Below are 13359 nucleotides of genomic sequence, written 5' to 3' on the forward strand. Positions count from 1 at the left end.
ATTAAACCATCTAGGAGGCTAATCATGACCAACAAAATATATGTGATACATGAAAACAGTGAATGGACTGCACCTTTATTCCAGCGTTTTGAAGAACTAGGTCTTCCCTATGAAGATTGGCACATGGCTAATGGGCATATTAACTTAAGTGAAGAACCGCCCGAAGGCATTTTTTATAATCGTATGAGCGCTTCGTCACATACGAGAGGTCACCGCTATGCGCCAGAATATACATCCGCTGTATTGGCTTGGCTCGAAAGCTACGGTCGCAAAGTATTTAACGATGGCCGAGCGCTGCAACTGGAGATTAATAAAGTAAATCAATATAGTGCATTGAAAGCTTTTGATATTCCAACACCAAGAACGATAGCTGCTTATGGAAAAGATGAGTTATTGAAAGCTGCCGATTACTTTACTGGCCCCTTCATTACTAAACACAACCGAGCAGGAAAAGGTTTGGGCGTTCAATTGTTCCAAACAAAATCTGCTCTTGAGACTTATGTGAACAGTGAACATTTCGATGATTCGATCGATGGGATAACCCTTTTGCAAGATTATGTAGAGTCTCCTGAACCTTATATCGTTCGGTGTGAATTTGTTGGCGGCAAGTTTCTTTATGCTGTTAGAGTTGATACGTCTGAAGGATTTGAACTTTGTCCGGCCGATGCCTGCCAGATTGGCGATCAAATGTGCCCTATTACTGACCAACAAGAAGAACCAGAATCCAAGTTCAAGATTTTGAAAGAATTTACACTGCCTTTTCAATCGAACTTTGAAGCCTTTTTAAAGGCCAATGGAATTACGTTTGCAGGAATTGAAATCATTACGGATAAAAATGGTCATGTTTATGCGTATGATGTCAACACGAACACGAACTACAATCGGGAAGCAGAAGAAAAAGCAGGCGTTTATGGAATGAAAGCAATCGCAGAGTTTTTAGGAAAAGAATTAAACTAACGATGAGATTTGCTGCTTATCTGAACATAATAAAGAGGTGAAAAGCACAAAAGCGGCTTTTCACCTTTTAAGGATGATCGACAGGACTTGGCGTTTGATTCAAACTTTCCCATAAATAGTACGTAATGTACGTGCGCCATGGCTTCCAGTCTTCAGCTATTTGTCTTACCTCTTCTTCGGTAGGCTGGTGTTCTAGCTGCCAAATATTTCGTACAGCATTTCTTAAACCAATATCAGCAGCAGGAAGTATGTCTGGTCTTCCCATCCCAAAGATTAAAAGACACTCAATCGTCCACTTCCCTATGCCTCTTATCGGAAGAAGGGTATGAATGACTTCTTCATCCGTATCATTCCATAATGCCTCTAGATTCGAGTCTCCGTTAGAAATCAATCTGGCCAAATCAATAATATATTCAGCTTTTCGCTGACTGAACTGCAATATCCGAAGATCATCATATGTAAGTTTTGCCGTGTCTTTAGGAGTAGGAAATACTTGAAACTCTTTTCCTTCAACCTTAACAGTTTGACCTGCCCGTTCGATCAATCGTTCGGTTAGCGTTCCGGCAAACGTTAAATTCACTTGCTGCCCGATAATAATCTTAACAATAGACTCGAATAAATCGGTATCTGTTAAAAGTTTTAATCCTCTAAAACGCTTTAAAACCGGGCCTAGTTCTTTATGTCCTGAAAAATGGTCATACAAAGGGGAAAGATCTAGTTCTGTTGAGAACAGTTGTTGAATCCTTTTCTTTGCTTCTGATTCCGGAATATCTCCTTCTAACGCAATTAATCTGCATTGCAGACGCGGATCTTCTACTCTTCCAGTCGAAACAATTTGCACATAACAGGAAACATCTTGAATACGGATAATTTTTTCAAACTGTGTAAGATTCTCATCCAATTTTAAGACATGTGTTTTGCCCGTTACCATCAAACGCTTCATCATTTTTTGAAAATCGAATGGCGCTTTTGGTGTAATAGTAAATTCCATACCTTTAGTCCCCTCTATTCAAGATGTGATTTTTTGTTTTTTCCTTTACTTCATCCTGCCCGCTCTTTTGAGTTTGATGATTTACATGTCGATTGTCTTCTAACGTGTCGACAGTATGTTTGTATGAGTATCCTTTCGTGATCGCTGCGGCAAAAATGATGATTACCAAAACAATGATAACGAGTGAGATTAATATAGAGGTCGTTAATAGGCTCATGAGTTGCTCCTTATTAAAAGTGCTTGTTCTAGTTATCATAGCATAGATTTCATACAAAAAAGCAGCCGTGCCATCAATTCAACACGTACTGCTTTGTATTAGTTCTTTATATTTTATCTTCGTACTTTTCATGCATAACTAGACGGTTAATATCGAAGCGGTCTGTTGGTTTTGCTGGACCATCCGCATAACCTAATGTAATCATCATAACTGGGATAAACCGTTCAGGTATACCTAGGGCTGGCAAAATCGCATCATGATCAAATCCTGTCATCGGGCAAGAATCCACACCTAACGCTTTTGCTGCTAACATTAATTGCATTGCCCCAAGAGAAGCATTCTTCAAGGCTTCTCTTTCACCTAGAGCACGGCCTTGTGAATAAGCACTCTTGATGTTGTTTAAGAGCATATTACGAGCTTCTTCTGGTGCTTTTTCGAAAACCTCTGCAGCCACTTTATCAGCTTCAGTGTCGCCTAGTACAATTACGACTGCAGAAGCATCAAGCACATGCTTTTGATTATATGCAATAGGAAACAGTTTTTCTTTTTGTTCTTTAGAGGTTACAACAATAAAACGCCAATGCTGCAGATTCCATGCAGATGGTGCCTTACCTGCCATCTCTAATATTTTATGAAGAGTGTCATTTGGGATCTCTCTGTCTTTTTGATAAACCCTTACAGATGCTCGCTCTTCCATTACCTTAAATGTTTCGTTCATTTCTTTCTCCACTCCTTAAACATTAAAAGGTGCCTCATAAGCAAGACACCTTTATACTATTCCACCATCAACGATTCATTATGAACTATAATTAAGCGTTTCGTTTTGCTGATGCTAATTCTTTCGCAAGTCCAGATGCTTTCTCTCTTGCTTCTGCCAGAATTTCTTCTGCGCGATCAGGCAGAGCTGCCATTCCTTCTGCGAAAATGTGGTGATAATCTGTAATTCCGATGAATGCCATTACACCTTGTAAATAGCCGTTTGTAAATTCAAACGCCTGTGCTGGTCCTTCAGAATAAACACCGCCACGTGATTGAATGTGAACGGCTGTTTTTCCAGCAAGCAATCCAGCAGGTCCCTTCTCTGTATAGGCGAATGTCTTACCTGCCATAACGATATTATCAATATAAGCTTTTAACATTGGAGGGTAGCTTAAGTTCCACATAGGTGTGTTAAACACATACATGTCTGCTGAAAGGAACTGTTCTAAAATTTCGCTCATGCGTGTCGTTTTTTCAACTTGAGATGGAGATAGCTCTTGACCAGCTGCCAATTTCCCCCAAGCATCCAATACATCTGCATCGATAAACGGAATATTTTCCTCATAAAGATTTATGGTTTCAATTTCTATATTTGAATTTTGATCAGACAATTCGTTTAAAAAGTGACGTCCTAAACGAAGGCCATAAGATTGTTCCATTGGTTTTGGATTGGAATTAATATAAAGTAATTTCATGTAAGTTTCTCTCCTTTTTAATGAGTTGTTTTTTATTGTTTTAGAATTAACTTCTTTTTAGTAAGTTATTTCTTTTACATCTTAAAACCTTTGCTTACTTTTGTCAAGCGATGAACTTTTAGTTATTACCATAATCTTAGTTAGTAATATTTACCATTAAAAAACGCTCCCTGGCATGTGCCAAAGAGCGAAAAGGGGGGCATGTTTCATTTCCTTCTTTAGAAGGAGCTTGTACCTTTGTAATAGTTATATTCTTCAAGGCCGTCAAAACATTTCAAACGGTCCCCGATCGTTAAACCAAAATCAATATATGCATGGCTTTTTGCAGTTATTAAATGTTTATCTTCCACGATCTGCTTTGATACATATGTTCCATTAAGCCAGTTTCCTGTTTTTGCATATTCCTCTTCACGTAATGAGATGGTATAGGATTTTCCTTTTAATATACCTGCTCGTCCAAGAATGGAAGCTCCATTACCAATAGCAGCAATCTTAATTCCTTCTCGATCAAATACTTGAAGGAGGTGAAGGAGTCTTGGGTTACTTTGAGTGAAGGCTTGTTTTCCACCTGGGACAACAAGCATCTCATAGTCCATCGGGCTTATATTTTTCATCTTGATGGTCGGCTGCATCATTAAACCGCATTCACTCGTAACAGTACCCGGTAGTAGTGAAAAAGGTAATACTTCATATTTCTTACCTATAATAGATAAAGTTGTCATAATCTCAACTTCTCTAAATTGGGGATACAAATACACAAGGACTTTCTTCTTCACACGTTTCACCCGTTCCTGATACTAATTTGCCCATCTGTTTGAAAGGGCTGTATTCTTATTTTAACAGGTGATAGGAAAGCTTTGTATTGGGAAAATTGAAGGGGAACATGCGCTTTCTTTTTAGTCTTAAACAAGCAGTTTTCCCAACTTCTCATGGTAAAATAGCTTTGGTTATGGCGTAATCGAAAATTTTTACAACTACTGCTTTCTTAGGAATGGTGTAATACTTTTCGATTATGAGAACAGTACTAATAAAAAGACTGATTCATCCATGACAGATGAATCAGTCAGTCCGTTTTATCTGAATCCTTTTCCTTTGGTAAGATGGCATGCCACACCTTTTCCTAATGCTCCAGGCTTAGACATCCGCTCTATATATTCCAGCCCTCTCGCACATTGTGTTTTACAAGCAATGCATGTTTCGCTCGTCACCATTTTCATCGTATATTGATATTTGTTTATTTGACTGTCAAACTTATTCATTTTCTTTGCATTCTTCTTAGCCACTTTTAAGCCCTCCCCCTTGAATCCTAACCACAGTGTATGTAGTAAGGTGGGCTTTTGACATCACTATAATAAAAAAAACTACCCGATATACAGGTAGTCTTCGTCAAATTCTAACTTAAACTCAACGGAGTTCATTACAACAAGTGAATAAATATAATCACTGTCAAACTTGTCATACGCTAGCATAAATTCATCCAGTGGCATGTTGTACTTATTCCATACCACTTCCATTAACCACTTTTGGCTGACTTCAATATGCTCTCCGTTAAAACGATTAACTTTAATGGTATTGCCTACATACATCCATAACACTCCTTTCAAAGAGGTTAATTATGCAATAGGTCTACAGAGTTGTACTTTCATTATAAGACTTTTGTCAGAAAAGTCAAAAAATTTTTTATGGTTTTTACAGATAAGATGATTACATGTGAAAAATAGTGGAAGCCGTTTTAATCCTATACTGGGGAAGACTAAAGTTGTATAAAGTCCATACTCATTTATATTAACTACTTTATTCTATGACAAAACACCCATATTATGGTAACCTCTAAAGGGTATATTCAACACGTGTAAAACATCGAAAAACGGGAATAGAATTAAAAGCTGATGATATAGACAAAGGAGTAGTTCGTATTGCGAATCATAAAAGAAAATATTTTAGCACTATGTCTTCTCCTCTCTATCCCTTTGCTTAATATCATCTATCAGGTGTTGAATCACGGGGAGCGGGGAGCGAGACAACTTATTACGGCAGTAGACCATCAAATTCCTTTAGTAGAGGTGTTTGTCGTTCCTTATCTGCTGTGGTATGCCTTTATTTTTTTAATGTTTGTGTACTTTTGTATTTTTGACAGAGCGATTTATTACCGCACTCTGCTTAGCTTTTGTTTGGGTATGCTCGTGTGTTATGTGATCTATTTCTTTTTCCAAACAACTGTTCCTCGCCCAGAACTCTTGGGGAACGGAATACTAACTCGCATGGTTCAATATGTGTATGGAGCCGATCAGCCTTTTAACTGTTTCCCAAGCATTCATGTTTTAAGCAGTTATTTGATGATTTTAGGCATTCGTCATAGCAAACTTTGGACACTAAAAAAAGATATTTTTATTTCAGGCATGGCATACAGCATTATTCTATCGACACTGTTTGTCAAACAGCATGTTGTTCTTGACGTTGTTGCCGGTATATTATTAGGTAGCTTATTGTTTAAACTGTTTTATTATATAGAAGCTGCTGCAGTGTTCAACTTTTTTAAACGGATGTTTAAAACAAAACTACAGAGTTCAGAAAAAAGTTAACAAAAAAAAACTGCGTGAGTCACGCAGTTCTTTTTTTTTTGCTCCTAATAAGGAAGTGGCTCCGCTGGTACGTTGCCAATCGTAACAGATGTTGTATGTTTTGCTGTACTATTTTGACGCAATCTCATGTTTGCCGAGCCTGTTGTTCCTGATTTAATCTGAACGTTTAACACTTTTTCTGCGTGACCAGTTGAATCCGTTGTTAATGAAAAGTAGCTGCTGTAGCCATAAGACGAAGGCCAAGTACCATTACTGTTTTGTACCTTTGCAACTTGAGTTCCGTTTGATGTATATACTCCTAAATTGTAATTCGTATACGTTGTATTTGGTGAAAGTCCATCCACATTTACTCTTACCTGGAATGTTTCGTAATTGGATAAAATGGCTTGATGTTCAAAATAATACCCATTTGTGGCCGGCGGCGGTTGCTGTCCACTGCCTGCACCGTAGCTTCCCGATTTAAAGGTGGAAGAATCATACCATAAATAACCGCTAGCAGGTGCTGACCAAGGTTCGGCTTGTGGTTCCGTTGAGCTTGCTGGGTCTTCCATCGCTAACAGAGCTGTTGCAGGATCTAGTGGAATTCCAGCTTGAACAAAGCTCGTATAGCTTTCATCAACAGATAACCAGTTCACCATGTTAACAAGAAGCGTACTATCGTTTTGCTCTAAAAACCCATCATATGTTTTCTTCGTTGCTCCTGTTTCTTCTCTTAAATATTTTGGTGTAGCATCCTCGACTGGTGAAGAATCACCAATGAAAGCTGCTTTTCCAAGACCTTTTTTTGAGATAGCGGCATATGGACCTTCTGCTCGTCCTCCACCGTTATATACACCTTGATCGACCGCATGAGTCCATTTAGCAGTAGTTTGAGGAAGATACACAATCCCCTTTGCAATATAAGGATCTGTGATAGCTAATGTTGATCCTGCATGCATAGCAACTGTTGAAACGCCTTGCGTGATTCCGAACGTATCAGCAGGTGATACAATATCATTCGCGGTTACATCGCCGATAGCATTGTAACGGAAACGCAGTCCAAAATGGTTTGAAAGCCAGTCAGAACTCGCAACATTTGTCATTTCGTCTGAACTTCTCTCACCTGTTGTCATTCCTTTAGCAGGGTCAGACCATGCTCCTCTTCGATAACCGTTAAAAATTTCAGAAGCATCCCAACGGTTTTTGTTTCGATCAGCGTTGTAATGATCAGAGACGAAAAAAAGGCTGCCTCCATTTTCAACATATTGAATCAATGCATCTTGTTCAGAAACTTTATAAGGAATGTTTGCTTCAGGTAGAACAAACACGTCATAGCTTTGTAAATCTGTATACGTGATCGGTGTTGTTTTTCTTAATTCTTTTACATAATAGCCATCATTTGCGAGTGCATTGGCAAAGTCAGAGAAAGCACCATCAATTACCCAGTCAGCAGCACCCGCTGTTTGACCATGTGTATTATCAAACAAAACTTTCTTTCCAAAATTCTCATTAACGACTTTTGCTTGAATCTCAGGAGCAGGATCAGTTGGTCCCTCTGCTAAAACTGAAGTTGCTTCGCTTGAAAAGACCGTTGGCAAAATCAAAGAAATTGCTACTAATGCAGAACGTAAAAAACTTGCTTTCATGTGTTCCTTCCTCTCACTTGTTTTTTGAAACCTTCTTCCGGTCCCAAAAAGAAGTATACCAATCGAAATCTAGGAAAAATATTAATCTTTTGTAAATTAAAACCTTTTCATTTAAAATAATCCATTTGTCCTCCATCCAATTCCCTACTTTTTACGCCACTAATGAAAAAACAGTTCTTTCAGCCCTGATGTGTTTAATATTGGAGCTCATTCTAAAAGATTTGATGCTTTTGGTCATTTTGTTCATTCTCTTCATTGACAAGTTGATTGGAGTGGAAGGTGCGAGACTCCTGGGGGAGAAACGGGACAGGTGAGACACAACTAGCGCAACGCGCCAAGGTAGCTCACCGCACGCCCCCCGGAAAGCGAGCATCCTGAAACGGAAATCAATAACTTTCAAGAACAACGAAGTTTGCAAAAACAGCCTTTTATTTAGTCATGGACAGGCATAACCTTAAAACATTGAAAATAAAAATAATAGGGGGAGGAGTGATAACAATGACGATTAACAACCCTCAGCAACAGGATGAAAACCGGGCAGACAACATGCATAAAATGTGTAAGGATCATATGTATTATCATGTCATTATAAAAACTGAAGACGGACAGCAAGTTGAAGGAATCATCACAGATTTGGATAAGAAAAACGTATATATGCTCGTTCCACAAGATATGATGCCAGTAGATGAAAATGAACATGAAAGCCCGCAAATGAGTCATCATCAACAAGCTGAACGCCAGCGCGTCCAGCAAAATCAACGGCAATATTACGGAAGACCCCGTTACAGAAGGTTTTATCGACAGATCTTCCCACTAGCGACACTTGCTGCTTTGTCATTATATCCATATTATCAGCCTTATCCGTATCCGCCATATCCCTATCCGTACTATCCCTACCCCTATTATTAAGGTCAACCGCCTGTCCACATCAGGCGGTATTTTTATTTGCTCTTTTCTTTTTTTACATCGATTACAATCGCAGAAGCTAGATAGGTAAGCTCAGGATAAGTCTGTATCTGTGAAGTTGAAATCCACTTCTTAGTTGTAAAAAAGTTTTTTGAATACACCGTAATTTTAATGATTCTAGATGTATAAATTCGGGAAGAGAATATAAGACGTAACTTTAAGGGAGGTAATTTTTTGGCAAATATTCTAGTTGTCTATTACAGTTCCTATGGACACATATATGAAATGGCACTTGCTGCAGCTGAAGGAGTTAAACAAGTAGAAGGAACTGAAGTGAAAATTGTAAAGGTACCTGAATTTGAAGTAACGAAAAAATATATGTCGCAGCAAGATGCTTATGTTAAGGCTCAAGAAGCACAAGCTGACATTCCTGAAGCAACACTAGATGATTTAAAGTGGGCTGACGGAATTGTATGGGGTATCCCAACGAGGTATGGGATGATGCCTGCCCAGATCAAACAATTGTTAGATTCTGCCGGGGGGCTTTGGGCTAATGGCGATCTTGAAGGAAAAGCCACAGCAGTTATTACAAGTTCAAACACTATTCATGGAGGACAAGAATCAACGGCAATCACTTCTTTCGTACCCCTTATGCACTTTGGAATGATCTACGTAGGTCTTCCATATGGTGAGAACCCTGAACAGATGACCGCTGATGGTATTGGTGGGTCTCCTTATGCTGCTTCAACTGTCGCGGGTGCTGATGGAAGCAAACAGCCTGTTGATGCTGAGAAAAAGATGGCGTCCCGCCTAGGTGCACGAGTAGCAAAAGTGGCGAAAGCACTAAAAGGAAACATGTAATAAATCAATAATAGTAAAAAAGCATCCCTTTCCACCGAAAGAGATGCTTTTTTATTAACTTCAATATCTACCATTATTTTTTCACATCGTATCCTTGTTCTTCAATCGCTTCAATCATCTGAGAATCTGTAATTTGAGAAGCATCTACTTCTACTTCAACAGTTCCTTCTTCTAAATGAACAACTACATTCTTCACTCCTTCGAGATCTGAGAGTGCGTTAGCAACTGCACTCTTACAATGTCCACACGTCATACCTTCTACATGTAAAGTCTTCTTTTCCATTTTTCATTTTCCTCCTATAACGTTAGTTTAATTTTATGCGTTTTAATCGCAGAGCATTGGAAACAACAGATACCGAACTAAATGCCATAGCAGCACCCGCTACCCATGGCTCTAACAGTCCTAGTGCAGCAACCGGAATACCTGCCGTGTTGTAGAATAATGCCCAAAACAAGTTTTGCTTAATGTTTCTCATCGTTTTCCGGCTCAGCTCAATCGCCTTAGGAATATGCTTCAAGTCTCCACCAACTAGTGTTACGTCAGCGGCTTCAATCGCTACGTCAGTACCTGTTCCAATAGCCATACCAATATCCGCCGTAGCTAAAGCTGGAGCATCATTAATGCCATCCCCAACCATAGCTACTTTTTTTCCTTTTTCCTGAAGTTCTTTTACTTTTTGTGCCTTTTCTTCTGGTAGTACTTCAGCAAAAACACCTTCAATATCCACTTGTTTAGCAATTGCAGTTGCTGTTCTTTCATTATCCCCAGTTATCATATATACCTCAATACCCAGTTTAGATAAAGAGTTAATCGCATGTTTGGAAGATTCTTTAACGGTATCTGCAACTGCAATGATCAAAACCAGTTCTCCGTCTGCGGCTCCGAACATGGCAGTTTTGCCTTCACTTTCAAGTTTTTGCACGGTTTGTTCGTGCTCTTTATAGGAAATCCCATTATCCTTAAGCAGTTTTCTTGTACCCACAAGTATGTTTTTACCGTTTACAACTGCTTCAATCCCATGTCCTGGAATCGCGTTAAATGTTTCTGTACTTACCGATTTTATTTCATTTCTTTTTCCATACTCTACAATGGCTTCTGCTAAAGGATGTTCTGAATTTTTTTCAGCCGAAATGATTTCAGGAAGATAGCCTTCTTTGAGTTCCACCACATCAGTAACTTGTGGCTTTCCTTTTGTCACAGTACCTGTTTTATCTAAAAGAACAGCTGAAATCTTATGTGCTCCTTCTAAGTACTCCCCTCCTTTGAACAAGATGCCTTGCTCTGCGCCTTTTCCTGTCCCGACCATGATGGAAGTAGGAGTTGCGAGCCCAAGCGCACAAGGACACGCAATCACTAAAATGGCGATTGAAACCTCTAAAGCCTGTGGTAGGTTGCCAGGTGATACGAATGAATACCAGACAATAAAAGATAGTATGGAAATTCCCACAACAACAGGAACAAAAACTCCTGATATGGTGTCTGCCATTCTTTGAATTGGTGCTTTAGAGCCCTGTGCTTCTTCAACAATCTTTATAATACCGGCTAATACCGTTTCCTTGCCTACTTTTTCAGCCTTCATCTGAAGTGTTCCGTTTTTATTGATGGTTGAACCAATGACAACGTCACCCTCCCCTTTTTCAATGGGAATGGATTCCCCTGTAATCATGCTTTCATCGACAGATGAGTTCCCTTTGATTACATGGCCATCTACAGGAATCTTTTCTCCGGGTCTGACAATCAAAGTGTCTCCTGCAGCAACTTGGTCTAATGGAACCTTTACTTCTTCACCATCACGAATGGCAGTTGCTTCTTTCGCTTGAAGATTCAACAGTTTTGATATGGCTTCTGTTGTCCTGCCTTTTGCAAGAGTTTCAAAATATTTACCTACTAAAATTAACGTAATCAGCACCGCGCTTGTTTCAAAATAAAGCTCTGGATTATAAGCAGGATTACCGATCGTCTTAATTGATTCATAAACACTATAAAAGAAAGCAGCTGATGTTCCTAATGCAACGAGAACATCCATATTAGCACTTTTGTTTCGCAGCGCCCGGTAGGAACCAGCGTAAAACGCACCTCCGATATAAAACTGAACAACGGAAGCAAGTGCGAGCTGAAACCACGGGTTCATCAGTAAATGAGGCATCGGTAACCCCGTATCCCAAGGCATGTGTGCGATCATCGTATAAAGAAGTGGCATAGATAAAAGAATAGAAAGGATGAGTTTTCTTCTTTTAGATGAAATCTCTTGTTTCTTTTGACTTTTTTTCACTTCTCTGGCCTGTTTAATGGAACCTTTATACCCGAGCTTTTCCATTTTGTGCAATACATCTTCAACGCTCAATATAGCGGGGTTGTACTCAATAGTTCCCGTCTCAGCTGTTAAATTAACAGAAGCGGAAGAAACACCCTCCATTCGGGTTAATCCTTTTTCTATACGAGTTGAACAAGCTGCACATGTCATCCCGCTAATATCTATCTCTACTTTTTCTTTTGCAACACCATAACCTAGTTTTTCTATTTTTTGTTCGATGTCTTGTAACTTCGTGACAGCTGGGTCATATTTTACTGAGGCTTTCTCCATGGCTAGGTTCACATTCGCATCTACGCCGTCCATTTTATTCAGTACTTTTTCAATGCGTACTGCACATGCAGAGCACGTCATGCCTGATATATCGAGATTCGTTTCCTTATGGCCCATGGTTATCCACCTACCCTTATTATTTTGAAAATTGTTTAATCACTCTCATTAATTCCTCGATTGATTCCTTACCGTTTCCTGACTGAACGGCGTCACTTACGCAATGATGTGTATGATTCTCCATGAGTTGAAAGCCTACTTTCTTAAGGCCAGCGGAAACAGCTGATATTTGAACAAGAACATCTATACAGTACCGGTCTTCTTCAATCATTTTTTGCAGTCCCCGTACCTGTCCTTCAATCTTTCTTAAACGATTGTTTAACTCATGTTTGTTACTTTCAGAGCGATGTGTATGTTTCTCCACAATCCATCATCCTTCCTAAAAGTCGTCTATCTATGTATAGAATATACTATACCCCCCTATAGTATTCAAATGGTTAGATCTTCATTTCTTTTTTTAGCTCTTCTGATTTTAAGCGGATACCAAACACACTTTCTTCTTATTACAACAACAATGTTTACGAAAACAGCCTCTTTTTAAGGATGCCGAATAAGCATGCTGCAGCAATTATCCCTAGAATGATCTTTCCTTCTGTGTTCCATTCTGTAATGTTGTAAACGGAGTAAGCTTCCAATAAAAGCGCGGGGATCTTTCCGATCGAGCTCGCTAAAACAAAAACAGTCACAGAAACAGCTCCTATTGCTCCTGCAAAAGTTACTAATCCAGAAGGTACGAATGGAAGCATCCGCAAAGAGAATAGGATGACAAAAGCTTCTTTTCCTTTTGCGCTAAGCAACCTAACCACCAGGGGGTACTTCTCCAGTTTTTGTCGTGACACTCGTTTAAATCCTTTTCGGTATAAAACAAACGAAACGAGAGCACCGATTGCTTCCCCAATAAAGGAAATGAGCGTTCCTGTCCAAAACCCAAAGAACACGATGTTTGCCGCTGTTAAAAATACAGACGGAACAAGTCCTAAAATCGCAATGACTATGTTTAAAATGATAGACACGGTTATTGCCCATTCACTATATTCGTAAAAAAACGCTATAATTGTTTCAGTCATCGTGCACTGCCTCCAATCAAGAGCATACTTACCTATATGTATCGTACTAAAAAAGCC

Annotated in this window: 16 protein-coding genes; 4 read left to right on the forward strand and 12 right to left on the reverse strand. The window is 39.2% G+C overall.

Annotated features, from left to right (window positions below):
• Window positions 1-24 precede the first annotated feature (24 nt).
• Window positions 25-957 carry an ATP-grasp domain-containing protein gene (locus KUV80_RS14385; RefSeq protein WP_222463429.1) on the forward strand — a complete coding sequence of 311 codons (933 nt, stop codon included), beginning with the start codon at window positions 25-27 and terminating at the stop codon, window positions 955-957.
• A gap of 67 nt (window positions 958-1024) precedes the next feature.
• Here KUV80_RS14385 and KUV80_RS14390 read toward each other — a convergent pair whose 3' ends face one another.
• The 7 genes from KUV80_RS14390 to KUV80_RS14420 all read right to left on the reverse strand — a co-directional run bounded on the left by KUV80_RS14390 (window position 1025) and on the right by KUV80_RS14420 (window position 5205).
• The gene (locus tag KUV80_RS14390; protein ID WP_222463430.1) at window positions 1025-1948 is read right to left on the reverse strand and encodes a DNA-3-methyladenine glycosylase family protein; all 924 of its coding nucleotides are present in this window, start codon (window positions 1946-1948) and stop codon (window positions 1025-1027) included.
• Between the two features lie 4 nt (window positions 1949-1952).
• Complete coding sequence (ytzI, locus tag KUV80_RS14395; protein ID WP_222463431.1) at window positions 1953-2165, reverse strand: YtzI protein; 213 nt, start codon at window positions 2163-2165, stop codon at window positions 1953-1955.
• 106 nt (window positions 2166-2271) lie between these two features.
• Window positions 2272-2883, reverse strand: a complete 612-nt coding sequence (locus tag KUV80_RS14400) for a nitroreductase family protein (RefSeq protein ID WP_222463432.1) — start codon at window positions 2881-2883, stop codon at window positions 2272-2274.
• A gap of 91 nt (window positions 2884-2974) precedes the next feature.
• Window positions 2975-3619 carry an FMN-dependent NADH-azoreductase gene (locus KUV80_RS14405; RefSeq protein WP_222463433.1) on the reverse strand — a complete coding sequence of 215 codons (645 nt, stop codon included), beginning with the start codon at window positions 3617-3619 and terminating at the stop codon, window positions 2975-2977.
• Between the two features lie 218 nt (window positions 3620-3837).
• The gene (locus KUV80_RS14410; protein WP_222463434.1) at window positions 3838-4395 is read right to left on the reverse strand and encodes a DJ-1/PfpI family protein; all 558 of its coding nucleotides are present in this window, start codon (window positions 4393-4395) and stop codon (window positions 3838-3840) included.
• A gap of 297 nt (window positions 4396-4692) precedes the next feature.
• On the reverse strand, window positions 4693-4902 hold the full coding sequence (locus KUV80_RS14415) for a hypothetical protein (RefSeq protein WP_425308900.1): 210 nt from the start codon (window positions 4900-4902) through the stop codon (window positions 4693-4695).
• A gap of 78 nt (window positions 4903-4980) precedes the next feature.
• Window positions 4981-5205 (reverse strand): hypothetical protein, encoded by a 225-nt coding sequence (locus KUV80_RS14420; RefSeq protein ID WP_222463435.1) that lies wholly within the window; start codon window positions 5203-5205, stop codon window positions 4981-4983.
• A gap of 330 nt (window positions 5206-5535) precedes the next feature.
• On the opposite strand from KUV80_RS14420, the gene KUV80_RS14425 reads away from it, so the two are divergent.
• Window positions 5536-6201, forward strand: a complete 666-nt coding sequence (locus tag KUV80_RS14425; protein ID WP_222463436.1) for a phosphatase PAP2 family protein — start codon at window positions 5536-5538, stop codon at window positions 6199-6201.
• A 44-nt stretch (window positions 6202-6245) separates the two neighbouring features.
• On the opposite strand, the gene KUV80_RS14430 is transcribed toward KUV80_RS14425, so the two are convergent.
• Window positions 6246-7826 (reverse strand): DNA-binding protein, encoded by a 1581-nt coding sequence (locus KUV80_RS14430; RefSeq protein ID WP_222463437.1) that lies wholly within the window; start codon window positions 7824-7826, stop codon window positions 6246-6248.
• A gap of 498 nt (window positions 7827-8324) precedes the next feature.
• Here KUV80_RS14430 and KUV80_RS14435 point away from each other — a divergent pair, with 498 nt between their 5' ends.
• Together KUV80_RS14435 and wrbA are read left to right on the forward strand one after the other, a co-directional pair.
• On the forward strand, window positions 8325-8735 hold the full coding sequence (locus KUV80_RS14435; protein ID WP_222463438.1) for a hypothetical protein: 411 nt from the start codon (window positions 8325-8327) through the stop codon (window positions 8733-8735).
• Window positions 8736-8966: 231 nt separating this feature from the next.
• Entirely contained in the window at window positions 8967-9593 is a 627-nt protein-coding gene (gene wrbA / locus KUV80_RS14440; protein WP_222463439.1) for an NAD(P)H:quinone oxidoreductase, read from the forward strand.
• Between the two features lie 73 nt (window positions 9594-9666).
• Here wrbA and copZ read toward each other — a convergent pair whose 3' ends face one another.
• From copZ to KUV80_RS14460, 4 genes are all read right to left on the reverse strand, one after another.
• Window positions 9667-9876, reverse strand: coding sequence for a copper chaperone CopZ (gene copZ, locus KUV80_RS14445; protein ID WP_222463440.1), 210 nt, complete (start codon window positions 9874-9876; stop codon window positions 9667-9669).
• A 22-nt stretch (window positions 9877-9898) separates the two neighbouring features.
• Complete coding sequence (locus KUV80_RS14450; protein WP_222463441.1) at window positions 9899-12295, reverse strand: heavy metal translocating P-type ATPase; 2397 nt, start codon at window positions 12293-12295, stop codon at window positions 9899-9901.
• A 19-nt stretch (window positions 12296-12314) separates the two neighbouring features.
• The gene (locus tag KUV80_RS14455; protein WP_338083504.1) at window positions 12315-12599 is read right to left on the reverse strand and encodes a metal-sensing transcriptional repressor; all 285 of its coding nucleotides are present in this window, start codon (window positions 12597-12599) and stop codon (window positions 12315-12317) included.
• A gap of 154 nt (window positions 12600-12753) precedes the next feature.
• Complete coding sequence (locus KUV80_RS14460) at window positions 12754-13302, reverse strand: TVP38/TMEM64 family protein (RefSeq protein ID WP_222463442.1); 549 nt, start codon at window positions 13300-13302, stop codon at window positions 12754-12756.
• Between the last annotated feature and the right edge of the window lie 57 nt (window positions 13303-13359).

Source organism: Fictibacillus nanhaiensis (genome assembly GCF_019801215.1).
GTDB lineage: Bacteria > Bacillota > Bacilli > Bacillales > Fictibacillaceae > Fictibacillus > Fictibacillus nanhaiensis_C.